Below are 25,646 nucleotides of genomic sequence, written 5' to 3'. Positions count from 1 at the left end.
CCGCCGGGGGAGTGACCCCCGGGCCCCGGCCGGCGAACGGTAGGCGGCGGGTGCGACAGGCGGGCGTCGGTGAGACGGGCGTCCGTCGGACGGTGGCGCCGGGACACCCGAGGGGCCGGGACACCGGGACACCGAGGGGCCCGGTGCCGTTCTGGCGCCGGGCCCCGGGGAGAGAGGTCGAGCAGGGACGGGGTGCCGGGCTGCTCGCCGGAGGGTCGGTCCGGCTCGGGCAACGGTGGGTGCGGCCGGGGACGTGGACGGTGTCGTCAGGCGTCGGGGATGTCCGCCTTGGCGCGGATCAGGGTTTCCCGGCTCACGACGACGATGCGTTCGTAGTCCGCGCGGGAGGCGTCGGCTGGCAGCTCGCCCTCCAGCGCCTCGGTGGCCTCGGTGCCGATGACGGCGAAGTTCCCGTCACTCAGCTCGAACAGGTCGGGGCAGTTCGCTCCCGAGTTGCTGCCCCGAGCTCTCGGAGGCACACCGATGCGGCGCACGATCTTCAAGGTGGTACCGGTCCTTAAGGAATGGTGGCTTGTGCTGGCAGAAAGGTACTTGCTCCAGGAGGTGTGTGCGGATGGACGTGCCAAAGACACTCAGCCGGGTCATCGAGGTGGACGAGTTGACCCGGCGCCGAACTGGTGTCACTCCGCCGGCGGGGTGCCCACGACCCACCACTCCTCCGTGTCGGCCTCGTCCAGTTCTTTCACCAGGGCGTCCACCAGGCGTCCGATCCTCGCCTCGTCCGACGTCTGCTTCAGCGTGGCCCGCTGGGCCCTCGACGCCTCCCAGTACTCACGGAAGAGCGGACTCTGGAAGAACTCGCGCAGGTGCTTGAGCAACTCCTCGACGTCCAGCAGCCCGGCCCGGTACAGGTGGAAGAGGTACGCGTACCACGCGTTCGCGTACAGGAACTGGCGACGCTTCGCCGCGGGGATGCTCCCGTCGTAGGTGTCGATCACCGCGGCGAGGGACGGGTCGTCGATGGCCCTGGCCAGGAGTTCCCAGTGCATGCGCTGCTGGTGTGCCAGGGCGGTGCGCCGGACGGACAGCTCCTCCAGTTCCAGTCGCCGCTCTCGCAGCCGGACGGCGGAGAGACGGCGCTGACGCGCGGTCAGGGTCGCGGCGGCCGCGGCGAGTACGACACCGAGCGCGGTGGGGCCCACCCTCTCCGTGAAGACTTTCCGTGTAGCCATGTCAACCCCCGATTCAGGCGACCGCCCGCCGGTCGTCGAGTGCGGGTCGGCTGACGGGGACCGGCGAGCGATGGCGGCGCTTGCCACCTCCAGAGTGCCGAGCGGCTCTGACCGGCGGGGAGGCGGAGAGGCGGCGCACAGAGGGAAGCGGGGTCGCACAGGTACCGGCGCCGTGTCGGACATCTGCCCCGCGGACACGGCCGACAACCGTGCGCGCCGCCCGGTGCCGGCGGCTCGTATCCTGGGGTCGGCATTCGGCCACCGCGGGTCTGCCGGACCGGGTGCCGGGGTACGCGCAGGCAAGGAAGAGGTCGCACAGTGGGGCAGAACCCGAGCCCGCAGATCCCGGTCGTCATCCTCGCCGGATTCCTCGGCTCCGGAAAGACCACACTGCTCAACCATCTCCTGCACCGTTCCAAGGGCAGCCGGATCGGGGCGATCGTCAACGACTTCGGGGCGATCGAGATCGACGCGATGGCGGTGGCCGGCGCGCTCGGCGACTCCACCGTCTCGCTCGGCAACGGCTGTCTGTGCTGCGCCGTCGACCCCGGTGAACTCGACGTCTACCTGGAGCGGCTGGCCCGGCCGGACGCCGGCGTCGACATCATCGTCATCGAGGCCAGCGGCCTCGCCGAGCCGCAGGAACTGGTGCGCATGCTGCTCGCCAGCGAACTGACGGGGATCGTCTACGGCGGTCTGGTCGAGGTGGTCGACGCGGCCGAGTTCGACGACACGCGGGTCCGGCACCCGGAGATCGACCGGCATCTCGCCCTCGCCGACCTCATCGTGGTCAACAAGACCGACCGGACCGAGCACGCCGAACGAGTGCTCGACCTCGTCGTCTCGCTCGCCGACGGGGCGGCCGTCGTGCCCGCCACCCACGGCCGCGTCGACCCCGAGTTCCTCTTCGACTGCCGGCCGGGCGAGGAGCGCGTCGGGCAGCTCACCTTCGACGACCTGCACGACCACACCGGCTCCGGCGGCCACGCCGAGCACCTGCACGCCGCCTACGACAGCCTGTCCTTCGTCTCCGACGTGCCGCTCGACCCGCGGCGGCTGATGCGCTTCCTCGACAGCCGGCCGGAGGGCCTGTACCGCATCAAGGGGTACGTCGACCTCGGCCCGTACGACGAACGCAACCGGTACCTCGTGCACGCCGTCGGGCGCTTCCTGCGCTTCTATCCGGAGCCCTGGGCTCCGGCCGGGGAACGACTCACCCGACTGGTCCTCATCGGCTCCGGCCTCGACGCGTCCACCGTGGCCAAGGAACTCCAGGAGTGCCGCAGCGACACCCCGCACGCCGACGAGCACGGCATGTGGGGCGTCCTGCGCTACGTACAGGACCCGGAGGAGGCGCCGTACCCCGAGGAGCCGGAGGAACCGACGCCCTAGGGGGACAGAACAACTTGACGTCTGCCCCCACGCGCCCCCCTCGCCGGCGCCCGGGCGAACCGTCCTGCACCGGCGCCCGGGCGGACACCGCTACGCCGGGCCCGCCACCACCGACACCGTCTTCGCCAGTGACACCCCCGAGCCGTCGCGGCGCGGGTCGATCTCCGGGAGCGGGACCGGCGTACCGTTCTTCTGCGCGGCGCGGGCCGGCGCGGGGCCCACCCAGGCCAGGGAGAGGCAGTCCTCGCCCTTCAGGAACCGCTGGCAGCGCACTCCGCCCGTCGCGCGGCCCTTGCGCGGGTACTGGTCGAACGGGGTCAGCTTGGCCGTGGTCTGCACCGAGTCGTCCAGGGTGCCGCGCGAGCCCGCCACGGTGAAGACCACCGCGTCCGCCGCCGGGTCGACCGCGGTGAACGAGATGACCTTCGCGCCCTCGGTGAGCTTGATGCCCGCCACCCCGCCCGCCGGACGGCCCTGCGGACGCACCTGCGCGGCCTGGTAGCGCAGCAGTTGCGCGTCGTCCGAGACGAAGATCAGGTCCTCGTCGCCGGTGCGCAGCTCGACCGCGCCGACGATCCGGTCGCCCTCCTTGAGGGTGATGACCTCCAGCTCCTCCTTGTTCCCCGGGTAGTCCGGCACCACCCGCTTGACGACGCCCTGCTCGGTGCCGAGCGCGAGGCCCGGCGACGATTCGTCCAGCGTGGTCAGGCAGACCACCGTCTCGTCGTCCGCCAGGGAGACGAACTCCGCCAGCGGGGCGCCGCCCGACAGGTTGGGCGGCGCCATCTCCCCGGGAAGCTGCGGGAGGTCGACCACGTCGATCCGAAGCAGGCGGCCCGCCGAGGTCACCGCGCCCACCTCGCCCCGGGCCGTGGCCTGCACCGCCGACACGATCACGTCGTGTTTCACCCGCTTGGCGCCCGCTTCCTTCGGGAAGGGCGCGCCGTCGGCCGTACGGGCCAGCAGCCCGGTGGAGGAGAGCAGCACCCGGCACGGGTCGTCCGCCACCTGCAGCGGCACCGTGGTCACCGGGGCGGTCGACGACTCCAGCAGGACCGTACGCCGGTCGGTGCCGAACTTCTTCGCCACCGCGGCCAGTTCCGCCGAGACCAGCTTGCGCAGCTCCGCGTCGGAGTCGAGGATCCGGGTCAGCTCCTCGATCTCGGTGCTGAGCCGGTCCTTCTCGGTCTCCAGCTCGATCCGGTCGAACCGGGTGAGCCGGCGCAGCGGCGTGTCCAGGATGTACTGCGTCTGCACGTCGCTCAGCGAGAAGTGCTCGATCAGGCGCTGCTTGGCCTGCGCGGAGTTGTCGCTGGACCGGATCAGGCGGATGACCTCGTCGATGTCCACCAGCGCGACGAGCAGGCCCTCCACCAGGTGCAGCCGGTCCCGCTTCTTGGTGCGGCGGAACTCGCTGCGCCGGCGCACCACGGTGAACCGGTGGTCCAGGTAGACCTCCAGCAGCTCCTTGAGGCCCAGCGTCAGCGGCTGGCCGTCCACCAGGGCGACGTTGTTGATGCCGAAGGACTCCTCCATCGGCGTCAGCTTGTACAACTGCTCCAGGACCGCCTCCGGCACGAAACCGTTCTTGATCTCGATGACCAGACGCAGTCCGTGCTGGCGGTCGGTGAGGTCCTTGACGTCCGCGACGCCCTGGAGCTTCTTCGAGCCGACCAGGTCCTTGATCTTGGCGATCACCTTCTCCGGGCCGACCGCGAACGGCAGCTCGGTGACGACCAGGCCCTTGCGGCGGGCGGTCACGGTCTCCACCGTCACCGTCGCGCGGATCTTGAACGTGCCGCGGCCCGACGCGTAGGCGTCCCGGACACCCGGCAGGCCGACGATCCGGCCGCCGGTGGGCAGGTCCGGGCCCGGTACGTGCTTCATGAGGGCTTCGAGGTCGGCGCCGGGATACCGGATCAGATGCCGGGCGGCGGAGATCACCTCGCGCAGGTTGTGCGGCGGCATGTTGGTGGCCATGCCGACGGCGATGCCCGAGGCCCCGTTGACCAGGAGGTTGGGGAAGGCGGCGGGCAGTGCCTGCGGCTCCTGCTCCTGGCCGTCGTAGTTCGGGGCGAAGTCGACGGTGTCCTCGTCGATCGACTCCGTCATGAGACTGGTCGCCTCGGTCATCCGGGCCTCGGTGTACCGCATGGCGGCCGGCGGGTCGTCGTTGCCGAGCGAGCCGAAGTTGCCGTGGCCGTCGACCAGGGGGACGCGCATCGAGAACGGCTGGGCCATGCGCACCATGGCGTCGTAGATCGACGCGTCGCCGTGCGGATGCAGCTTGCCCATCACCTCGCCGACGACCCGCGCGCACTTCACGTAGCCGCGCTCGGGCCTGAGCCCCATCTCGTTCATCTGGTAGACGATGCGGCGGTGCACCGGCTTGAGGCCGTCGCGCGCGTCCGGCAGAGCACGGGAGTAGATGACCGAGTACGCGTACTCGAGGAAGGAGCCCTGCATCTCGTCGACGACGTCGATGTCGAGGATCTTCTCCTCGTACGGGTCGTCGGGCGGCGGGGTCTTCGTACTACGGCGGGCCATCGCTGACGGCTCCTTGCTGAAGCGTGAACGGTGATCTGACGCGGTCCATTGTGGACCGGGGCACTGACAGTGGCCGACCAGGACCCGTCGCGGGCGGTCGGCCCGGTGCTGCCCGCAGAGTACGCCCTCGGCCGGGGAGGACTCGCAGGGGACGCCGGGCGGACCCGCCCGGCAGGTCCGTTCCGTGCTCGCTCTCGGCGTACGGGAACCGGGAACTTCACCGGCACTCCGCACGCTTGCATACAGTGGCAGGATCGGCAGGAATCCAGCAGTTCCGACCAATGATGCCGATCAATGAAGCCGACCAGGTTTCCACCCGGGATTCCACCCGAGGTTTCGCGATCGAAGGGACGTACATGCCCATGGGTCACACGGCCACAGCCGAGGCAGGCTCCGGCGGGCTGACAGCGACCGAGCACCGGCTGGCCAACGGCCTGCGCGTGGTGCTCTCCGAGGACCACCTGACCCCGGTCGCGGCGGTGTGCCTCTGGTACGACGTCGGCTCGCGCCACGAGGTCAAGGGCCGTACCGGCCTGGCCCACCTCTTCGAGCACCTGATGTTCCAGGGTTCCGCCCAGGTCAAGGGCAACGGCCACTTCGAGCTGGTGCAGGGCGCCGGCGGTTCGCTCAACGGCACCACCAGCTTCGAACGCACCAACTACTTCGAGACCATGCCGGCCCACGAGCTGGAGCTGGCGCTCTGGCTGGAGGCCGACCGCATGGGCTCCCTGCTGGCCGCCCTGGACGAGGAGTCCATGGAGAACCAGCGCGACGTCGTCAAGAACGAGCGCCGCCAGCGCTACGACAACGTCCCCTACGGCACGGCGTTCGAGAAGCTCACCGCCCTCGCCTACCCGCAGGGCCACCCGTACCACCACACCCCGATCGGCTCGATGGCCGACCTGGACGCGGCCACCCTGGAGGACGCCCGCGCGTTCTTCCGTACCTACTACGCGCCGAACAACGCGGTGCTCTCGGTGGTCGGCGACATCGACCCCGAGCGGACGCTCGCCTGGGTGGAGAAGTACTTCGGTTCCATCGCCTCGCACGACGGCAAGCCCGCCCCGCGCGACGGCTCCCTGCCCGAGGTCATGGGCGAGCAGCTCCGCGAGGTCGTCGAGGAGGAGGTCCCGGCGCGCGCGCTGATGGCCGCCTACCGCCTCCCGGAGGACGGCACCCGCGCGTGCGACGCGGCCGACCTCGCCCTCACCGTCCTCGGCGGCGGCGAGTCCTCCCGGCTCTACAACCGCCTGGTCCGCCGTGACCGTACGGCCGTGGCGGCCGGTTTCGGCCTGCTGCGCCTGGCCGGCGCGCCCTCGCTGGGCTGGCTGGACGTGAAGACCTCCGGCGACGTCGAGGTGCCGGTCATCGAGACCGCCATCGACGAGGAACTCGCCCGGTTCGCCGAGGAGGGCCCCACGGCCGAGGAGATGGAGCGCGCCCAGGCCCAGTTGGAGCGCGAGTGGCTGGACCGGCTCGGCACGGTCGCGGGCCGCGCCGACGAACTCTGCCGGTACGCCGTCCTGTTCGGTGACCCGCAGCTCGCCCTGACCGCCGTGGGCCGCGTGCTGGAGGTGACGGCCGAGGAGGTCCAGGAGGTCGCCAAGGCCCGGCTGCGCCCAGACAACCGCGCGGTGCTCGTCTACGAGCCGACCGCCCCCGAGGCCGGGGCCACCGACGAGACCGACGCGTCGGACCGCACCGACGAGAACGACGAGAACGAGGAGGCGGCCAAGTGACCGAGCTGGCCACCATGGAGTTCCACCCCCGGCCGCAGTCGGGCGAGCCCAAGCCCTGGGCCTTCCCGGCCCCCGAGCGGGGCACGCTGGACAACGGCCTGACGGTCCTGCGCTGCGACCGCCCCGGACAGCAGGTCGTCGCCGTCGAGATCCAGCTCGAAGCGCCCCTGGAGGCCGAACCGGCCGGCCTGGACGGCGTCGCCACCATCATGGCGCGGGCCTTCTCCGAGGGCACCGACAAGCACTCCGCCGAGGAGTTCGCCGCGGAGCTGGAGCGCTGCGGGGCCACCCTGGACGCGCACGCCGACCACGCCGGCGTACGGGTCAGCCTCGAAGTGCCCGTCTCCCGCCTCGCCAAGGCGCTCGGCCTGGTCGCCGACGCCCTCAGGGCGCCCGCGTTCGCCGACAGCGAGATCGAGCGGCTGGTGCGCAACCGCCTCGACGAGATCCCGCACGAGCTGGCCAACCCCTCGCGCCGGGCCGCCAAGGAGCTGTCCCGGCAGCTCTTCCCGGCCGACTCGCGCATGTCGCGCCCGCGCCAGGGCAGCGAGGAGACGGTCGCGGGCATCGACTCCTCGGCCGTACGCGCCTTCTACGAGCGGCACGTCCGACCCGCCACCGCCACCGCCGTGGTCGTCGGCGACCTCACCGGCATCGACCTGGACGCGCTCCTCGGCGACACGCTCGGCGCCTGGACCGGGCCCGCGGCCGAGGCCCGGCCGGTGCCGCCGGTCACCTCCGACGACACCGGACGGGTCGTCATCGTGGACCGTCCCGGTTCCGTCCAGACGCAGCTCCTCATCGGCCGCACCGGACCGGACCGGCACGACCGCGTGTGGCCCGCCCAGGTGCTCGGCACGTACTGCCTGGGCGGCACCCTCACCTCCCGCCTGGACCGCGTCCTGCGCGAGGAGAAGGGCTACACCTACGGCGTGCGGTCGTTCGGGCAGGTCCTGCGCTCCGCGCCGGACGGCACGGGCGCCGCGATGCTCGCCATCAGCGGCTCCATCGACACCCCGAACACCGGTCCCGCCCTCGAGGACCTGTGGACGGTGCTGCGCACGCTCGCCGCGGAGGGTCTCACCGACGCCGAACGCGACGTGGCCGTGCAGAATCTGGTGGGCGTGGCGCCGCTGAAGTACGAGACCGCGGCGGCCGTCGCGGGCACGCTGGCCGACCAGGTCGAGCAGCACCTGCCCGACGACTTCCAGGCGACGCTGTACCGGCAACTCGCCGCGACCGGCACCGTCGAGGCCACCGCGGCCGTCGTCAACGCCTTCCCGGTGGACCGCCTGGTGACGGTCCTGGTGGGCGACGCGGCGCAGATCAAGGCGCCGGTCGAGGCCCTCGGCATCGGTGAGGTCACCGTCGTGCCGGCCGAGTAGCACCGCGCGTGCGGCGGCCCCGGTGACCCTTGTGTCACCGGGGCCGCCTTTTGTCCGTATTGCGGCGGAGGTTGCCTGTCTGCTCTGTGGGATGCGCGACAAAAAACCTGATGCGTTTGGGAAATGAACACACTCCCGCTTAGCTTCGTCCCGGCTGTTCGTCAGGCAGTGCGCCGCGCCCGCGGCACCGGACAGTCATCGCCGAGTCCCCGTACGGCGCGAGCCAGGGGAGCCGGGGACCCAACAGTCCCTGGGGTGAATCGGACGCCCGCGCGTGCGCGAGGGGGTCCGTAGGAGACCTTCCTGCTCCGAACCCGTCAGCTAACCCGGTAGGCGAGAGGGAAGGAAAGGACCAGCCAGTACATGGCGTTCACGCGCGCCGCCGGGAAGCACCGTCGACCCGGCCGGATGCACCGCACGACCACCCGCGCGGCGGGTGTCGCGGCCCTCGCCACCACCGGCGTCATAGGCACCCTCGCGGCGCCGGCGCTCGCCTCCGAGCCGGTTCCCGAGCAGACCGGTCTCACCCCCGTCATCACCATCGGTGACTCCATAGCCGAGCAGATCGACGCCCAGGCCGCCGCCCAGCGGCAGGCCGCCGAGGACGCCGAGGCCGAGCGCAAGGCCCAGGAGGCCGCGCGGGAGCGGGCCGCCGAGGCGGCCGAGCAGGCCGCGAAGGAGGCGCACGAGGCCAAGGAGCGCGCCGCCCGCGCGGCCGAGCGCAAGCTCCTGAACACCTACGTGGCGCCGATCAGCAGCTCCTACGTGTCCACCGCGTACCGGGCCAGCAGCGGACTGTGGTCCTCCGGCACCCACACCGGCATCGACTTCCACGCCGCCTCCGGCACCTCCGTGCACGCCGTCGGCGCCGGCACGGTCGTCGAGGCCGGCTGGGGCGGCGCCTACGGCAACCAGGTCGTCGTCAAGATGCACGACGGGACGTACACGCAGTACGGCCACCTGTCGTCCATCGGCGTCTCGGTGGGCCAGTCGGTCACCCCGGGGCAGCAGATCGCGGTCTCCGGCTCGACCGGCAACGTCACCGGACCGCACCTGCACTTCGAGGCCCGTACCGGCGCGGAGTACGGGACGGACATCGACCCCGTGGCGTACCTCCGCTCGCACGGCGTCTCCGTCTGACGGCACGTTCCGCGGCATCCGAAAGCACCCGAAAGCCCCGGCTCACCGAGCCGGGGCTTTCGGCGTTCCGCCGGCCGGTGACCGAAGGTGACCAAAAAAGAGCCATGGATTCCGGCTCGGCATCGGAAATTCCGCCCCATTGCCATAGAGTCACTGAACACGCGTCAATCGTCGACGTTTCACGGGGATTAAGGCGGAGGTCGGTCATGCGTATTCCGGCGCATTCGGTGTGCACGGCGATCCGGGACGACATCGTCGCGGGTGTCTACGAGCGCGGCAGCCGGCTCACCGAGGAACTGCTCGCGCGCCGCTACGGCGTCTCCCGCGTCCCCGTGCGCGAGGCCCTGCGCACCCTGGAGGCCGAGGGCTTCGTGGTGACCCGGCGCCACGCGGGCGCGTGCGTGGCGGAACCGACCGAGCAGGAGGGCGCCGACCTCCTGGAGATGCGCCTGCTGCTGGAGCCGCTGGCCGCCGCGCGGGCCGCCCAGCGCCGCACCGAGGCCCATCTGAAGGTGCTGCGGGGTCTCGTCCGGCTGGGCCAGGAGCGGGCCAGGCGGGGCTACAGCGACGATCTGCGCTCCCTGGGGGGCTGGTTCCACGAGACGCTCGCCCAGGCCGCCGGCAGCCCGGCCCTGACGTCGACGCTGACCCAGTTGCGGCACCGGATCGCCTGGATGTACGCCGTGGAGGCGGCGGCCGGTCCGGTGGAGTCCTGGGCGGAGCACGGCGCGATCGTGGACGCGGTGGCCCGCGGCGACGCCGAGCGCGCCCGGACGCTCACCTCCCACCACGGTGAGCGGTCGACCGCGGCGCACCGCCTGCGCTTCGCCGCGGGAGCCGAACGCGCGGAGCGTGTGAGGAACTCGCAACGTGCCGTAAACACACCGAGCCTGCGGCATTAACACAAACGCCGTATACAAAGAAGAGGAATTCGGCGGGGTCCTTTTCTGCTGCTCTGCTACTCGCGTCTGCGGCCATTTCCCGATGGGTCGGACGCATTTCCCGCGGCCCTGCCACGTAAAAGGCGGGACCGAGTCGTCCGGTGACCCGGATCGGCTCGGCCCCGCCATTTGCATAAGGCGTTCAGGTGTTCAGACGGTCTCGGGAAGCTCCTCGAGCCCCTCGGCGACCAGCTTCGCCAGGCGCTCCAGCGCGGCGTCCGCGCCCTCGGCGTCCGAGGCGAGGACGATCTCCTCGCCGCCCTGGGCGCCCAGGCTCAGGACGGCCAGCATGGAGGCCGCGTTGACGGGGTCACCGTCGGCCTTGGCGATCGTCACGGGAACACCGGTGGCCGTGGCGGCCCGGACGAAGATGGAGGCGGGGCGGGCGTGGAGACCCTCGGCCCAGCCGACGTTGACGCGGCGCTCAGCCATATGTTGCTGCCCTTCAGGTGATCAGGGTTGTCTGTCTGGCGATCAAAGTTGTCTAGACCAGTTTCCCACACCGTGGCGCACGCCCCCGGAGCGGCCCGTTTTGCGGGCGCGCGGACCGGCCGCGGCCCCCGGTCCGGCCCCCTCGCCCCCACAGCCTGCCCCGCGCCGTTGTCGTACGCGAGCCGTACTCTGGGGCCCATGCAGACCTCGTCGGACCGGCACGAGTACCCCGCCCACTGGGAAGCCGACGTGGTGCTGCGCGACGGCGGTACCGCGCGTGTGCGCCCCATCACCGCCGACGACGCCGAACGCCTGGTCAGCTTCTACGAGCAGGTCTCCGACGAGTCCAAGTACTACCGCTTCTTCGCCCCCTACCCCCGCCTGTCCGCCAAGGACGTCCACCGCTTCACCCATCACGACTTCGTGGACCGGGTGGGGCTCGCGGCCACGGCGGGCGGCGAGTTCATCGCGACCGTGCGCTACGACCGGATCGGCCCCGACGGCACGCCCGCGCGCGCCCCGGCCGACGAGGCCGAGGTCGCCTTCCTCGTCCAGGACGCCCACCAGGGGCGGGGCGTCGCCTCCGCCCTCCTGGAGCACATCGCCGCCGTCGCGCGTGAGCGCGGCATCCGGCGGTTCGCCGCCGAGGTGCTGCCCGCCAACAACAAGATGATCAAGGTGTTCACGGACGCCGGGTACACCCAGAAGCGCAGCTTCGAGGACGGTGTCGTCCGCCTGGAGTTCGACCTCGAACCCACCGACCGCTCCCTCGCCGTGCAGTACGCGCGGGAACAGCGCGCCGAGGCGCGGTCCGTGCAGCGGCTCCTCGCCCCCGGCTCCGTGGCCGTCATCGGCACCGGCCGCACCCCGGGCGGCGTGGGCCGCACCCTCCTCGGCAACATCCGCGAGGCCGGCTTCACCGGCCGCCTCCACGCGGTGAACCGCGCCTTCACCGAGGAGCGGCGGGAGTTCGACGGCGTACCCGCCCACCGCTCGGTACGGGACATCGACGGCCCCGTCGACCTCGCGGTCGTCGCCGTCCCCGCCGCACAGGTCCCCGAGGCCGTCACCGAGTGCGGCGAGCACGGCGTGCAGGGGCTGGTGGTGGTCTCCGCCGGGTACGCCGAGAGCGGCCCCGAGGGACGCGAGCGCCAGCGCGCCCTCGTGCGGCACGCGCGTACGTACGGCATGCGGATCATCGGGCCCAACGCCTTCGGCGTCGTCAACACCTCGCCCGCGGTCCGGCTCAACGCCTCCCTCGCCCCCGAGATGCCGCGCACCGGCCGCATCGGGCTCTTCGCCCAGTCGGGCGCCATCGGCATCGCCCTGCTCTCGCGCCTGCACCGGCGCGGTGGCGGCGTCACGGGCGTCACCGGTGTCTCCACCTTCGTCTCCTCGGGCAACCGCGCCGACGTCTCCGGCAACGACGTCCTGCAGTACTGGTACGACGACCCGGACACCGACGTCGCCCTGATGTACCTGGAGTCCATCGGCAACCCGCGCAAGTTCACCCGGCTGGCACGCCGGACGGCGGCGGCCAAACCGCTGGTCGTGGTGCAGGGGGCCCGCCACGGCGGCCCGGCGCCGCAGGGGCACGCGGTGCGCGCGACCAGGCTGCCGCACGCCACGGTCTCCGCCCTGCTGCGGCAGGCCGGCGTGATCCGGGTCGACACCATCACCGAACTGGTCGACGCGGGCCTGCTGCTGGCCCGCCAGCCGCTCCCCGCCGGGCCCCGGGTCGCGATCCTCGGGAACTCCGAGTCGCTCGGCCTGCTGACCTACGACGCGTGCCTCTCGGAGGGGCTGCGACCGCTGCCCCCGCTCGACCTGTCGACGGCCGCGGCACCGGAGGACTTCCACCGGGCGCTCCGCCACGCTCTCGCCGACGACACCTGCGACGCCGTGGCGGTGACCGCGATCCCGGCCCTCGGCGAGGGCTCGGCGGGCGACGCCGCGCTCGCCGAGGCCCTGCGGTCGGCGGCGGCCGAGTTCCCCGCCAAGCCGGTCCTCGTCGTCCACGTCGAGCTGGGCGGCCTCGCGGAGGCCCTGTCCGCCGCGACGAGCACCGCCCCCCAGTCCGCCACGGCCCCGCGCCCCACCACCACCGCCCCCGGCTCCCGCCCCGCCCGGCCCGCGGCAGGCACCTCGCCCCCCGACAGCCCCCGGCCCCCCGACAGCCCACGGCCCCCCGACAGCCCCCGGCTCCCCGAAGGCACCCACCTCATCCCCGCCTACCCGGCCGCCGAACGCGCGGTGCGCGCCCTCGCCCAGGCCGTCGCCTACGGTCAGTGGCGCCGCGACGCGGCCGACCCCGGCAAGGTCCCGGAGTTCGAGGACGTCGACGAGAAGGGCGCCGCCGCCCTGATCGGGGGCCTCCTCGCACGCGGCCAGGGCCTCACCCTCGGCCCGGAGGACACCTGCGAACTCCTCGGCCGCTACGGCGTCCGTCTCCACCGCGCGCTGCCCGCCCCCACCCCCGACGAGGCGGTCGCCGCCGCGCGTGCCCTCGGCCACCCCGTCGCCCTCAAGGCCACCGCCCCGCACCTGCGCCACCGGGCCGACCTGGGCGGCGTACGCCTCGACCTCGCGGACGAGGAACAACTGCGACGGGCGTACACGGAGTTGACCGAGCTGTTCGGCTCGCCCACCGAACTGCGGCCGGTCGTACAGGCGATGGCCCCCCGCGGCGTCGACACCGTCGTACGGGCCGTCATCGACCCGGCCGCCGGGGCCGTGCTCTCCTTCGGCCTCGCCGGGGCCGCCACCCAGTTGCTCGGCGACATGGCGCACCGGCTGATCCCGGTCACCGACCGGGACGCCACCTCACTCATCCGTTCGATCCGCACCGCGCCCCTGCTGTTCGGCTGGCGCGGTTCGGCCCCGGTCGACACCGCCGCCCTCCAGGAGCTGCTCCAGCGCGTCTCCCGCCTGGTCGACGACCATCCGGAGGTGGTGGCGGTCACCCTGGAGCCGGTGGTGGTCGCCCCTCGGGGGCTCAGCGTCCTCGGCGCCTCCGTCCGCCTCGCGCCGCCCCCGGCCCGCGACGACCTCGGCCCGCGCACGCTCCCGGCGTACTGAGCGCGCGCCGGCCGCACCGGCACGGTCCCCGGCCGTGCCGGGCAGTCGGTGGGCCACCGTAGGATGGACGTCATGGCCAAGACCAGTACGACGACCCAGGGGCTGCGAGCGGCGATCGAGCGCAGCGGCTACTACCCGGCCCTCGTGGCCGAGGCGGTGGAGGCCGCGGTGGGCGGCGAGCCCGTCCGGTCGTACCTGGTCCACCAGGAGACCACGTTCGACCAGAACGAGGTGCGGCGGCACGTGACCGTGCTGGTCCTCACCGACAACCGCTTCATCGTCAGCCACACCGACGAGCAGGCCGCCGACGACACCTCCCCGACGCCGTACGCCACGACGTCCACGGAGTCCGTCAAGATCGGCCGGATCTCCTCCATCGTCGTCAGCCGGGTGGTCGCCAACCCCGAGCAGTACAAGCCGGGCACCCTGCCCCGCGAGATCGTGCTGACCATCGGCTGGGGCGCGGTCTCCCGCATCGACCTGGAGCCCGCCGCCTGCGGTGACCCCAACTGCGAGGCGGACCACGGCTACACGGGCAGTTCGACCGCCGACGACCTCAGCCTCCGGGTCAGCGAGGCCGGCGACGGTCCGGAGACGGTGCGCCAGGCGCTCGACTTCGCACAGGCCCTCTCCGAGGCGACCGCGGACGCCGGCCACTGATGGCACAGCCCACCGCCTGGGACACCCACCCCGAACCCCTCCCCGTCGCCTCCGCGCCCGTCCCCGAGTACGGCAGCGGCTCCCTCGCCGACCTGCTGCCCACGCTGGCCGCCGGCATGGAGGTGCCCGGCATGGCCGCCACGATCGAGGAACTGGCCCCGGCCGACCGCAACTGCGTCTTCCTGATCGACGGCCTCGGCTGGGAGCAGCTCCGCGCGCACCCCGAGTACGCCCCCTTCATGACCTCCCTCCTGGGCAGCTCGCGCGGCGGCACCGGACGTCCGGTCACCGCGGGCTTCCCGGCGACCACCGCGACCTCCCTCGCCTCCGTCGGCACCGGCCTGCCCCCCGGCGCCCACGGTCTGCCCGGCTACACCGTGCGCGATCCGGACACCGGCGCGCTGATGAACCAGCTCCGCTGGCAGCCGTGGACCGACCCGCACGCGTGGCAGCCCCGCCCCACCGTCTTCCAGCTCGCGCACGAGGCGGGTGTGCACGCCGTGCAGGTCTCGGCCCCGACCTTCCAGCACACCCCGCTGACCAAGGTCGCGCTCAGCGGCGGCACCTTCCACGGCCGGCTCTCCGGCGAGGAGCGCATGGACCTGGCGGCCGAGCAGCTCGCCGCCGCCGACCGCTCCCTGATCTACACCTACTACGCCGAGGTCGACGGCGCGGGCCACCGCTTCGGCGTCGACTCGGACGCCTGGCGCGGTCAGCTCGGCCGCGTCGACCGGCTCGTCCAGCGCCTCGCCGAGCAGCTCCCGCCGCGCAGCGCGCTCTACGTCACCGCCGACCACGGCATGGTCGACGTGCCCTTCGACGAGGACCACCGCGTCGACTTCGACGAGGACTGGGAGCTGCGCGCCGGCGTCGCCCTCCTCGGCGGCGAGGGCCGCGCCCGGCACGTCTACGCCGTCCCCGGCGCCCACGACGACGTGCTGGCCTGCTGGCGCGAGGTGCTCGGCGAGCAGTTCTGGATCGCCTCACGGGACGAGGCGATCGCGGCGGGCTGGTTCGGCCCGGAGGTGGAGGCACGGGTGTACGGCCGCCTCGGCGACGTGATCGCCGCCGCGCGGGACGACGTCCTGCTCATCGCCTCCGAGCGGGAGCCGAAGGAGTCGGCGATGACCGGCAACCACGGCTCGATGACCCCCGCCGAGCAGCACGTACCGCTGCTCGAAGTACGTTCCTGAGCCCCACCACCGTCTCTCCCGCCCTACCGGAAGGTGTTTCACCCGTCATGCCCGAGCTGGTGTTCTTCTCCGGAACCATGGACTGCGGGAAGTCCACGCTGGCCCTGCAGATGGAGCACAACCGCTCGGCGCGCGGTCTGGCCGGCATGATCTTCACGCGTGACGACCGCGCGGGCGAGGGCAAGCTCTCCTCGCGGCTCGGCCTGGTCACGGACGCCGTGGAGGTGGCGGACGACACCGACCTGTACGCCTACCTCGTCGGCCACCTCTCGCGCGGCGGACGCGCGGACTACGTGATCGCGGACGAGGCGCAGTTCCTGGCACCCGAGCAGATCGACCAGCTCGCACGCGTGGTGGACGACCTCGACCGGGACGTCTACGCCTTCGGCATCACCACCGACTTCCGCTCCAAGCTGTTCCCGGGCTCCCAGCGGCTGGTGGAGCTGGCCGACCGGGTCGAGGTGCTCCAGGTGGAGGCGCTGTGCTGGTGCGGGGAGCGCGCCACGCACAACGCCCGCACGATAGGCGGCGTCATGGTCGTCGAGGGCGCCCAGGTGGTCGTCGGCGACGTCGACCAGTCCGTGGACGTGATCGGCTACGAGGTGCTCTGCCGGCGCCACCACCGGCGTCGCGCGACCGCCGCGACGGCACACGCGGCGGCACTCTCACCGGACGTGCTCCCGATGTCGCCCGCCTGAGACCGAGCCCGTCCGAGCCGGAGCCCCCGCCTCACCGCGCGCTCTGCAGCAGCGCGAACCGGGCCCCCTCCGGATCGGCCACCATCACCACGCGTCCCTGCGCGGTCTCCCGCACCGGCCGGACGACCCGCCCGCCGAGGTCGGTGAGGTGCGCCGCGGCCTCGGTCACGTCCGCCGCCTCGAAGTACGTCACCCAGTGCGGCCCCCGGTCGCGGGGCAGGGCGGTGCCCACCCCGTGGATGCCGGCCACCGGCCTGCCGCCGGCCCGCAGGTTCACGTAGTCGAAGCCGGCGGCGAGCACCGCCTCCTGGCGGAGGCCGAAGGCCGTCTCGTAGAACTTGGCGACGCTTGTCGTCTCGTAGGTCACCAGCTCGTTCCAGGCGGGTGTGCCGGGCGGGCCGGAGAGCGACGTGCCGAGGTGGTCCGCCGCCTGCCAGATGCCGAAGACGGCGCCCGCCGGGTCGGAGCCGATCGCCATCCGTCCGGCATCGGCGGCGTCCAGTGGTCCCACGGCGACCGTGCCGCCGCTCAGCCGGACGGTGTGGGCCGTGCGGTCCACGTCGTCCGAGGCGAGGTACGGCGTCCACGCCAGGGGAAGATGCCGGTCCGGGGGCAACTGGCCGATGCCCGCCACCTCCCGCCCGTCCAGCAGGGCCCGCACATAGGGGCCGAGCTGCTGGGGGCCGGGCTGGAACTCCCAGTCGAACAGCGCGGAGTAGAACGCCTGGGTGGCGGCCAGCCCGTGCACCATCAGACTCACCCAGCAGGGCGTGCCGGGCGTGTGCCGGGCGTGCTGATCGCCGTGCCGGCCGGCGGACCCCGGTGCCTCGGTCATCGTCACTTCCTTCTCGGCCCCTCGCGGTGGCCGGGTCGTTTCCGCTCCGACGGCCCCCGTGCCGAGACCGGCACCGACCGAGGACCGGCACACTCCGGTGGTGCCGGTCCGGCCCTTCCCGGCTGGGAGAACGCACGCCGGGCGGATACCTGTCCGCTTCCGGGCGACGGTTGACGGGTGTCGATCGGCTGTACAGCTTGTGCCCGATCCCGTACGCATGGTGATCGAGCGTGCACGGCGGGCAGATTAGCCCGACATCGACACGGCGGCCAGCCGGTACGCCAGGATGGTGCCCATGAACGCCATCATCTCCGCAACCGAACTCGCGAGCGACCTGGCGGGTCCGCGCCCGCCGGTCCTGCTCGACGTCCGCTGGCAGCTCAGCGTGGCCAAGACCGCCGGTGAGCCCGTGTTCGACGGCCGGGCCGAGTACGCGTCGGGCCACCTCCCCGGCGCCGTCCACATCGACCTGGACCGGGAGCTGGCCGCCGCGCCCGGGGCGGGCGGCAGGCACCCGCTGCCCGGTCTCGCGGAGTTCGGCGCCGCCATGCGCCGGGCGGGTGTGTCGGCCGGCCGGCCGGTCGTCACGTACGACGGCGGCCAGGGCTGGGCGGCGGCCCGCGCGTGGTGGCTGCTGCGCTGGACGGGTCACCCGGACGTGCGAGTCCTCGACGGCGGGTTGCCGGCCTGGCCGGGCCCGCTCAGCACCGACGAGCCGTCGCCCGCGCCGGGTGACTTCGAGCCGGTGCCCGGCGCGACGGGGCTGCTGGACGCCGACGGCGCCGCGGCGCTGGCGCGGTCCGGGCTGCTGCTGGACGCCCGCGCGGGGGAGCGGTACCGGGGTGAGGTCGAGCCGATCGACCCGGTCGGCGGTCACATCCCGGGCGCGGTCTCCGCACCGACCGCGCGGAACACGGCCCCCGACGGAAGGTTCCTGCCCGCCGGGGAACTCCAGGCCCGCTTCAAGGAGCTGGGCGCCGGCGGGGACACCGAGGTGGGCGTGTACTGCGGCTCGGGCGTCTCCGCCGCCCACGAGGTACTGGCGCTGACGGTGGCGGGCATTCCGGCCGCGCTGTACGCGGGTTCCTGGTCGGAGTGGTCCGCGGACCCGCGCCGCCCGGTCGCCACGGGGCCGGAACCGCAGTAACCGCCGGAGCCGGCCGGACCCCGGCCACACGGAGCAGGGGCCGCTCCCCGGCGGGAGCGGCCCCTGCTCGGCCCGCCTGACGCGGCGATCACACCGACGCGAGCACCGGTGCCAGCCGTGACCGGCACCCGCCCGCGCGTACGGCTACTCCTGCTTCTTGCGCCGTGTCCCGAACACGATCTCGTCCCAGCTCGGCACCGCCGCCCGGCGGCCGGGCCGGACCCCGTCCGCCTCGGCCTGGCGGTCGGTGGAACCGACGAGCCGGTCCCGGTGGCTGGTCACGGAGCGCGGCATGAGCACGTCGGCGTAGGCGGAACCGGCACCGGCGGACGCCGCGGGGGCCGGGGGCTCCTCGGCCTCCGGTTCCTCCGCCGGCTCCTCCACGGGCTCGGGCGTGGCAGCCGGACGCTCCGGCACCACCAGGTCGCCCCGGAAGCTCGGCACCGCCTCCAGCAGGCTGGTCAGCGAGTCCCGCTCGCCGGCGCCCTCCTCCATGACCTCCGCGGCCGGGGGCAGGCCCGGCCGCTCCCGGTCGAGGGGCCGGTCCAGCGGCCGGTCGCGCGGGAGCCGGGCGATGCGCGGGACGAAGGGGAAGCTGGGTTCGGGCGCGGCGAGATCGTCGGACTCGCCGATCAGCGAGCGCGCCTCGTCGTCGACGGCCTGGACGAGGCGACGGGGCGGGTCGTACGTCCAGCTCGCCGAGTGCGGCTCACCCGCGACCAGGTAGACGAGCAGCACCTCCCAGGTCCCGTCGTCACGGCGCCAGGAGTCCCACTGGACGGTGTCCTTGTCGGCGCCGCGCAGCAGCAGCCGCTCCTGGACGGCCTCGCCCAGCGGCGGCCCGGAGTTCTCCCCGGGGCGCCGGACGGGTGTCTTACGGGCCCGCTCGGCCATGAAGGCGCGCTCGGCCAGTACGGGACCTTCGAAGCGGCGGACTCGATCGACGGGGATGCCCGCCATCTGGGCGACCTCTTCCGCGGTCGCCCCGGCTCGTATACGCGCCTGGATGTCGCGGGGGCGGAGATGGCTCTCCACCTCGATCTCGATCTGGCCCAGGCGGGGACGATCACCGCGCACGGCGGCGCGCAGCCGCTCGTCGATCGGAAGGGTGTACTCCGTCGAGTCCGCAGCCTTCAGCACCAGCCGTGTGCCGTCATTCGAGACGGCCACGACACGCAGTTCGGGCATGGGGACCTCCCGGGTGGTGCCTGCCGACGTCACGTGCGTCGCTGCTTCCGCTCTGTCGAGTGTGGCCTGCCCGGGTGCAGCCTGCCACAACCTTGCCGGGTTGCCCGGCGTGTCGGGCACTGGCCCGGACTCGCCGTTATGGCACGGTTACCTATTCGCAACGCTGAGTGACCAACTGCCTCACCCTGTGCACGCAGTCCCCCTCCCGGCGGTCCTCGCAGGCCGCGTTCTCCCTGACAGGAGACCGATGCCCAGGGCTCGCCACAGTACTCCATTTGGGCCAAGTGCGTGGTTCGGCGCGCCGCCCGACTTCCGGGGCGCACTCCCTCGCGACTGCCCCGGACCCACCCTTTCGATCTTGCGCGTGGCGAACTTCACGCAATCACCAGAAACGGAACTTAAGGTTCTGGCCGCACGTCCCTCTAGTGCAGTCATGGAAACAGGCAGGAAAGACGGGAAGGTCCGGTGATGCGGGAAAGGTCCGAAGGCGTGGACGGGACGCCGATCCTGGACGGGAGTCCGGGCGAACCCGGCGGCGCGGAGGAGCGCGGACGGATCGACCTGAGCGTGCCGCAGGTCGCGGGCAGTGCCCTGTCGGCGGTGATCGCCGCCAAGCTGGCCTCCTCCTTCGGCGTGTACGGCACGATCCTCGGTGCCGGACTGATCAGCGTGGTCGCCACCTGCGGCGGCTCGGTCTTCCAGCACTTCTTCAAGCGCACCGGAGAGCAGTTGCGGGTCAGGCGCCCCGCCGAGCAGCCCCGGGCGGGCGGCCGGGCGGCCGTCGCCGCGAGCGGCTCGTGGCCGTCACCGCCCACCGGTGAGTTCACCCCGGGCACGGTCTACCGCGCCCGGGTCAGGGGCTGGAAGCGGCCGCTGCTCGCGGCGGCCCTGGTCTTCGGCGTCGCCATGGGCGGCATCACCGCCTACGAACTGCTCTCCGGCCACAACCTGAGCGGCGGGGGGAGCACCACGGTGAGCAACGCCCTCTCCGGCCACAGCGCGTCCTCCTCCGGCACGGACGGCTCGGACGAGGACGAGCCGGACGGCACCGGCGGGTCGCCGGACACCTCGCCCTCCCCGGCGCCGGGGGAGTCCGGCGCCACCGGCTCCGGCGACGACGCCCCGACGGCCGCCCCGTCCGGATCGCCGAGCACCGGGGCGAGCGGCGTGGCCCCGGGCAGCGGCTCCGCGGCACCGGACGGCCCGGCCTCCGGGACGACCCCGGCGCCGAGCGCCACCGACGGCGGCCAGGCCTCCGGCGACGGCGCGACCGCCGGCCCGGGCACCTCCGCTACGGCCCCAGCACCCTCCGCAAGTGATCGTTCAGAAACCGGCGATCAGGGTCCAGACGGTCTCGAAGCGCCGTGAACTCGCCGAAGCGCGGATACACCCGGGAGAGGTACCCGGCGTCCCGGGTGTGCACCTTCCCCCAGTGCGGCCGGCCCTCGTGCGCGGTGAAGACGCGCTCGGCGGCGCTGAAGTACGGCCCATAGGGCGTGCCCCGGAACATGTGGACGGCGATGTAGGCGGTGTCCCGGCCGGAGGCGGTGGAGAGGGTGATGTCGTCGGCCGGTGCGGTGCGCACCTCGACGGGGAAGCTGATCCGCAGCGGGGAGCGGTCCACCATCGCCTTCAGCTCGCGCAGCGTCTCCACCACGGCCGCGCGCGGCACCGCGTACTCCATCTCTACGAAGCGCACCCGGCGCGGTGAGGTGAAGACCTTGTACGGGATGTCGGTGTAGGTACGCGCGGAGAGCGCCCTGCTGGAGATCCGGGCCATCGGCGGCACCGCGGCGGGCGCGGCGCGCCCCATCCAGTTCGCGGCCTGGAAGACGCCGTTGGAGAGGAACTCGTCCTCGAACCAGCCCTTGAGCCGCCCGACCGGCCGCTCGGGCCCGGCGCTGCGGTTGTTGCGCTTGGTGTTGGTGTTCCCGGTGTGCGGGAACCAGTAGAACTCGAAGTGCTCGTTCTCCGCCCACAGGGCGTCGAAGTCGGCGAGGACCCGGTCCAGCGGCATCGGCTCCTCACGCGCGGTGAGCAGGAAGAGCGGCTCGACGGCGAAGGTGAGCGCGGTGACGATCCCGAGGGCGCCGAGGCCGATCCGGGCGGCGGCGAAGATCTCCGGGTGCTCGTGCGCGGAGCAGGTACGGACCGAGCCGTCCGCGGTGACCAGTTCGAGGCCCCGGATCTGGGCGGCGATCGAGGCGGAGTCGCGGCCCGTGCCGTGGGTGCCGGTGCCGGTCGCCCCCGAGACGGTCTGCTCCATGATGTCGCCCATGTTCGTCAGCGACAGCCCCTCACGCGCGAGGGCCAGGTTGAGCCGGCGCAACGGGGTGCCGGCCTCCACGGTGACGGTCATGGCTTCGCGGTCGATGTGGCGGATGCCGGTCAGCAGGTGAGGACGTATCAGCACGCCGTCGGTGGCCGCTATGGACGTGAACGAGTGCCCGGCGCCCACCGCCTTGACCGTCAGCCCGTCCTCGGCGGCGCCGCGCACCGCGTGGGCCAGTTCGTCGACCGAGGCGGGGGCGACCTCCCGCGCGGGGCGCGAAGTGACGTTTCCGCCCCAGTTACGCCATGTGCCGTTCCTGCCGCTCGCTGTGCTGCTCAACGGTCCCTCCCCGACGCGGGGCCGGCCGTGTGAGCCGGCGGTACCCGAGGAAGCCGACCGTGACCGCGACGGCCCCGGCCACCGCCGGAACCCCGTACCCCGCGCGCGCACCGGCCGTGTCGATCACCCAGCCGCCCGCGGAGGAGCCGAGCGCGATGCCGACCGCGAGCCCGGTGCTCACCCAGGACATGCCCTCGGTGAGCTGCGCGCGTGGTACGTGCTCTTCGATGAGGGACATGGTCGTGATCATCGTGGGAGCGATGGACAGACCCGCAACGAACAGCGCCACGGCCAGAAACGGCAGGCTTCCGACCAGTAGGAGGGGGATCATACTCACGGCCGTCGCGCAGACCCCCAGGAGCCAGCGGCGTTCCGGCGCTCCCGCGAAGCGCATCAGCCCGAACACCATGCCCGCCACGCACGACCCCGCCGCGTACACCGCGAGGACGAGGCTGGCGGCGGCCTTGTGACCCCGCTCCTCGGCGAAAGCGACGGTGACCACGTCGATCGACCCGAAGACCGCGCCGGTCGCGACGAACGTGGCCACGAAGACCTGGAGCCCGCGCGAGCGCAGCGCGCTGCCGCCGCCGCGCTCCGCGCGCGGGTGCGGCACCGGCTCGGTGGCCCGCTGCGAGGTCAGCCAGAAGACGCCCACCGCCAGGAAGCAGGCGGCCAGCAGCGGCCCGGCCTCGGGGAACCAGGCGGTGGACAGGCCGATGGAGAGGATCGGCCCGAAGATGAAGCAGACCTCGTCCACCACGGACTCGAAGGAGTACGCGGTGTGCAGCCGGGGGGTGCCCCGGTACAGGGCCGCCCAGCGGGCCCGGACCATCGCGCCGAGACTGGGCACGCACCCTATGCCGACGCAGCACACGAACAGCAGCCAGTCCGGCCACCGGAAGTGCGCGGTGAGCAGCAGCCCGGTCGCCGCGGTCAGCGAGACCAGCGTCGCGGGCCGCAGCACCCGCCGCTGCCCGTAGCGGTCCACCAGCCGTGAAACCTGGGGGCCGCACACCGCGGCCGCCAGCGCGATGGTGGCGGAGAGCGCGCCGGCCAGCCCGTAGCGGCCGGTGAGCTGCGACACCATGGTCACCACGCCGATGCCCATCATCGACAGCGGCATGCGGCCGAGGAAGCCCGCGGTGGAGAAGGCCGTGGAGCCGGGGGCGGCGAACAGGGCGCGGTAGGGGCTGGGCAACGGGGTCTCCGAAGGCGGATCGGCGCGGCCGAGGACGTGCGACGGCAGCTCAGTAAGGTGCGAACACAACCGATACAGCTTACCGACGGGTCGGACTCCGCGCATCCTCCAGAACTGGCCGTCGCGGCAGCCCCGGGCTGTTCCGGACGGCCCGCGCGGCACCGGCCGCGCGGGCCCCGGCACGCGGGACCCCCCCCGCCTTGCTCGTGCTGTCAGTGCGGGGTGGCAGGATCGGAGCCATGCCAGACGTGCTCGACGCCTCCCCCTACGACGCCCTGCTCCTGCTCTCCTTCGGCGGTCCGGAAGGTCCCGACGACGTGGTGCCGTTCCTGGAGAACGTGACGCGCGGGCGCGGCATCCCCACCGAACGGCTCAAGGAAGTCGGTCAGCACTACTTCCTGTTCGGCGGGGTCAGTCCGATCAACGACCAGAACCGCGCCCTGCTCGACGCCCTGCGCGAGGACTTCGCCGAGCACGGCCTGGACCTGCCCGTCTACTGGGGCAACCGCAACTGGGCGCCCTACCTCACGGACACCCTGCGCGACCTGGTCCGCGACGGCCGGCGCCGCGTCCTCGTCCTCGCCACCAGCGCCTACGCCTCCTACTCGGGCTGCCGGCAGTACCGCGAGAACCTCGCCGACGCCGTGGCCGCCCTGCGCGAGGAGGGCCTGGAGCCCCCCGCGATCGACAAGCTGCGCCACTACTTCAACCACCCCGGTTTCGTGGAGCCGATGACCGAGGGCGTGCTCCGGTCCCTGGCCGACCTCCCCGAGGAGCTGCGGGACGGCGCCCACCTCGCGTTCACGACCCACTCCATCCCGACCGCCGCCGCGGACACCTCCGGCCCGCCCGAGGCACACGGCGACGGCGGCGCGTACGTACGCCAGCACCTGGACGTGGCCCAGGTGATCGCCGACGCCGTCCGTGAGCGCACCGGCGTCGACCACCCCTGGCAGCTCGTCTACCAGTCCCGCTCCGGCGCCCCGCACATCCCGTGGCTGGAGCCGGACATCTGCGACCACCTGGAGGAGCGGCACGCGGCCGGGGCCCCGGCGGTCGTCATGGCACCGATCGGCTTCGTCTCCGACCACATGGAGGTCCTCTACGACCTCGACACCGAGGCCGAGGCGAAGGCCGGGGAGCTGGGGCTGCCGGTGCGCCGCTCGGCGACGGTCGGTGCCGACCCCCGGTTCGCCGCCGCCGTCCGCGACCTGGTCCTGGAGCGCGCCGCCGCCGAACGCGGCCGGCCGGTCACGCCGTGCGCCCTCGGCGCGCTCGGGCCCTCCCACCACCTGTGCCCGGTGAACTGCTGCCCGGCCCGCGCGCCGCGCCCCGCCGCCGCCGGCGCCGACAGCCCCTACGCCTGAGGAACGCCGTGACCGACGTGACCGACCCCGAGACCGACCCCGCGCACACCGAACTGCTCCGGATCGCCCAGGAGGCCGCCCGCCGCGCCGGCGAACTGCTGCGGGACGGGCGCCCCGCCGACCTCGCGGTCGCCGCCACCAAGTCCAGCCCGATCGACGTCGTCACCGAGATGGACATCGCGGCGGAGAAGCTGATCACCGGGCTGATCGCCGACCGGCGCCCGGACGACGGCTTCCTCGGCGAGGAGGGCGCCTCCTCGGAGGGCACCAGCGGCGTCCGCTGGGTGATCGACCCGCTCGACGGCACCGTCAACTACCTGTACGGGCTGCCCACCTGGGCCGTCTCCATCGCCGCCGAACAGGACGGCGAGACCGTCGCCGGGGTGGTCGCCGCCCCGATGCGCCAGGAGACGTACCACGCGGTGCGCGGCGGCGGGGCCTGGGCGACCGGTGCCCGGGACGGCGAGCGCCGGCTCACCTGCCGGCCCGCGCCGCCCCTGGACCAGTCCCTGGTCTCCACCGGCTTCAACTACGTCACCGAGGTCCGCGCCCACCAGGCCGACGTCGCCCAGCGGCTGATCCCGCTGCTGCGCGACATCCGGCGCGGCGGCTCGGCCGCCATCGACCTGTGCGACCTCGCGGCCGGCCGCCTCGACGGCTACTACGAGCGCGGACTGCACCCCTGGGACCTCGCCGCGGGCGACCTCATCGCCCGGGAGGCGGGCGCGCTGACCGGTGGACGCCCCGGAGAGCGCCCCGGACGGGAACTGACGGTGGCCGCCACTCCCGGCGTCTTCGGGCCCCTCCAGCGCCTCCTGGAGGACCTCGGCGCCTGGCACGACTGACCGGGCCCGCCCCGGAAAAAGCCGTACCCCGGCGCTGGATTCGCCGGGGTACAGCTC

The 25,646-nt window shown here is 73.1% G+C and carries 21 protein-coding genes and 1 riboswitch; of the genes, 13 read left to right on the top strand and 8 right to left on the bottom strand.

The window, feature by feature from the left end; genetic code table 11:
- Window positions 1-266: 266 nt before the first annotated feature.
- Entirely contained in the window at window positions 267-503 is a 237-nt protein-coding gene (locus ABEB00_RS30670) for a hypothetical protein (RefSeq protein ID WP_345623877.1), read from the bottom strand.
- A gap of 138 nt (window positions 504-641) precedes the next feature.
- Window positions 642-1,193: a DUF6082 family protein gene (locus ABEB00_RS30665; protein WP_345623875.1), complete on the bottom strand. Its 552-nt coding sequence runs from the start codon at window positions 1,191-1,193 to the stop codon at window positions 642-644.
- Window positions 1,194-1,511: 318 nt separating this feature from the next.
- Here ABEB00_RS30665 and ABEB00_RS30660 point away from each other — a divergent pair, with 318 nt between their 5' ends.
- Window positions 1,512-2,585 carry a CobW family GTP-binding protein gene (locus ABEB00_RS30660; protein ID WP_345623872.1) on the top strand — a complete coding sequence of 358 codons (1,074 nt, stop codon included), beginning with the start codon at window positions 1,512-1,514 and terminating at the stop codon, window positions 2,583-2,585.
- A 90-nt stretch (window positions 2,586-2,675) separates the two neighbouring features.
- On the opposite strand, the gene ABEB00_RS30655 is transcribed toward ABEB00_RS30660, so the two are convergent.
- Window positions 2,676-5,132 carry a DNA gyrase/topoisomerase IV subunit A gene (locus ABEB00_RS30655; RefSeq protein ID WP_345623870.1) on the bottom strand — a complete coding sequence of 819 codons (2,457 nt, stop codon included), beginning with the start codon at window positions 5,130-5,132 and terminating at the stop codon, window positions 2,676-2,678.
- A 356-nt stretch (window positions 5,133-5,488) separates the two neighbouring features.
- Between ABEB00_RS30655 and ABEB00_RS30650 the strand changes: the two genes are divergently transcribed.
- From ABEB00_RS30650 to ABEB00_RS30635, 4 genes are all read left to right on the top strand, one after another.
- Complete coding sequence (locus ABEB00_RS30650; RefSeq protein WP_345623868.1) at window positions 5,489-6,871, top strand: M16 family metallopeptidase; 1,383 nt, start codon at window positions 5,489-5,491, stop codon at window positions 6,869-6,871.
- Window positions 6,868-8,256: a M16 family metallopeptidase gene (locus tag ABEB00_RS30645; RefSeq protein ID WP_345623866.1), complete on the top strand. Its 1,389-nt coding sequence runs from the start codon at window positions 6,868-6,870 to the stop codon at window positions 8,254-8,256. Before ABEB00_RS30650 ends, ABEB00_RS30645 begins: the two co-directional genes overlap by 4 nt.
- A gap of 189 nt (window positions 8,257-8,445) precedes the next feature.
- Window positions 8,446-8,607: riboswitch (cyclic di-AMP (ydaO/yuaA leader) on the top strand.
- A gap of 12 nt (window positions 8,608-8,619) precedes the next feature.
- Window positions 8,620-9,396, top strand: coding sequence for a M23 family metallopeptidase (locus tag ABEB00_RS30640; RefSeq protein ID WP_345623864.1), 777 nt, complete (start codon window positions 8,620-8,622; stop codon window positions 9,394-9,396).
- A gap of 206 nt (window positions 9,397-9,602) precedes the next feature.
- Window positions 9,603-10,298, top strand: a complete 696-nt coding sequence (locus tag ABEB00_RS30635; protein ID WP_345623862.1) for a GntR family transcriptional regulator — start codon at window positions 9,603-9,605, stop codon at window positions 10,296-10,298.
- A 189-nt stretch (window positions 10,299-10,487) separates the two neighbouring features.
- Here the strand turns inward: ABEB00_RS30635 and ABEB00_RS30630 are convergent, their stop codons facing one another.
- Entirely contained in the window at window positions 10,488-10,769 is a 282-nt protein-coding gene (locus ABEB00_RS30630; RefSeq protein WP_345623860.1) for an HPr family phosphocarrier protein, read from the bottom strand.
- Window positions 10,770-10,967: 198 nt separating this feature from the next.
- On the opposite strand from ABEB00_RS30630, the gene ABEB00_RS30625 reads away from it, so the two are divergent.
- From ABEB00_RS30625 to ABEB00_RS30610, 4 genes are all read left to right on the top strand, one after another.
- On the top strand, window positions 10,968-13,847 hold the full coding sequence (locus ABEB00_RS30625; protein ID WP_345623858.1) for a bifunctional acetate--CoA ligase family protein/GNAT family N-acetyltransferase: 2,880 nt from the start codon (window positions 10,968-10,970) through the stop codon (window positions 13,845-13,847).
- A gap of 63 nt (window positions 13,848-13,910) precedes the next feature.
- Window positions 13,911-14,507, top strand: coding sequence for a DUF5998 family protein (locus tag ABEB00_RS30620; protein WP_345623855.1), 597 nt, complete (start codon window positions 13,911-13,913; stop codon window positions 14,505-14,507).
- Entirely contained in the window at window positions 14,507-15,700 is a 1,194-nt protein-coding gene (locus tag ABEB00_RS30615) for an alkaline phosphatase family protein (protein WP_345623852.1), read from the top strand. The genes ABEB00_RS30620 and ABEB00_RS30615 overlap by 1 nt, the downstream gene beginning before the upstream one ends.
- Before the next feature lie 47 nt (window positions 15,701-15,747).
- On the top strand, window positions 15,748-16,398 hold the full coding sequence (locus ABEB00_RS30610; protein WP_345623850.1) for a thymidine kinase: 651 nt from the start codon (window positions 15,748-15,750) through the stop codon (window positions 16,396-16,398).
- A 31-nt stretch (window positions 16,399-16,429) separates the two neighbouring features.
- Here the strand turns inward: ABEB00_RS30610 and ABEB00_RS30605 are convergent, their stop codons facing one another.
- Window positions 16,430-17,233, bottom strand: coding sequence for a VOC family protein (locus ABEB00_RS30605; protein WP_345623848.1), 804 nt, complete (start codon window positions 17,231-17,233; stop codon window positions 16,430-16,432).
- Window positions 17,234-17,528: 295 nt separating this feature from the next.
- Here ABEB00_RS30605 and ABEB00_RS30600 point away from each other — a divergent pair, with 295 nt between their 5' ends.
- Window positions 17,529-18,380 (top strand): sulfurtransferase, encoded by an 852-nt coding sequence (locus ABEB00_RS30600; RefSeq protein ID WP_345623846.1) that lies wholly within the window; start codon window positions 17,529-17,531, stop codon window positions 18,378-18,380.
- Window positions 18,381-18,524: 144 nt separating this feature from the next.
- Here ABEB00_RS30600 and sepH read toward each other — a convergent pair whose 3' ends face one another.
- Entirely contained in the window at window positions 18,525-19,568 is a 1,044-nt protein-coding gene (gene sepH / locus ABEB00_RS30595) for a septation protein SepH (RefSeq protein WP_345623844.1), read from the bottom strand.
- A gap of 489 nt (window positions 19,569-20,057) precedes the next feature.
- On the opposite strand from sepH, the gene ABEB00_RS30590 reads away from it, so the two are divergent.
- Window positions 20,058-20,936 carry an ICP22 family protein gene (locus ABEB00_RS30590; RefSeq protein ID WP_345623843.1) on the top strand — a complete coding sequence of 293 codons (879 nt, stop codon included), beginning with the start codon at window positions 20,058-20,060 and terminating at the stop codon, window positions 20,934-20,936.
- On the opposite strand, the gene ABEB00_RS30585 is transcribed toward ABEB00_RS30590, so the two are convergent.
- The gene (locus ABEB00_RS30585) at window positions 20,860-22,179 is read right to left on the bottom strand and encodes a D-arabinono-1,4-lactone oxidase (protein ID WP_345623842.1); all 1,320 of its coding nucleotides are present in this window, start codon (window positions 22,177-22,179) and stop codon (window positions 20,860-20,862) included. The genes ABEB00_RS30590 and ABEB00_RS30585 overlap by 77 nt on opposite strands.
- Entirely contained in the window at window positions 22,139-23,377 is a 1,239-nt protein-coding gene (locus tag ABEB00_RS30580) for an MFS transporter (RefSeq protein ID WP_345623841.1), read from the bottom strand. The genes ABEB00_RS30585 and ABEB00_RS30580 overlap by 41 nt, the downstream gene beginning before the upstream one ends.
- A gap of 239 nt (window positions 23,378-23,616) precedes the next feature.
- Here ABEB00_RS30580 and ABEB00_RS30575 point away from each other — a divergent pair, with 239 nt between their 5' ends.
- Both ABEB00_RS30575 and ABEB00_RS30570 read left to right on the top strand, forming a co-directional pair.
- Complete coding sequence (locus tag ABEB00_RS30575) at window positions 23,617-24,744, top strand: ferrochelatase (protein WP_345623840.1); 1,128 nt, start codon at window positions 23,617-23,619, stop codon at window positions 24,742-24,744.
- Window positions 24,745-24,761: 17 nt separating this feature from the next.
- Entirely contained in the window at window positions 24,762-25,589 is an 828-nt protein-coding gene (locus tag ABEB00_RS30570; protein ID WP_345623996.1) for an inositol monophosphatase family protein, read from the top strand.
- Window positions 25,590-25,646 lie beyond the last annotated feature (57 nt).

Origin of the sequence: Streptomyces ziwulingensis (assembly GCF_039542605.1) — a bacterium.
Lineage (GTDB): Bacteria > Actinomycetota > Actinomycetes > Streptomycetales > Streptomycetaceae > Streptomyces > Streptomyces ziwulingensis.
Note: the sequence above shows the minus strand (reverse complement) of the source record. Positions and strands in the feature narration are given on the sequence as shown.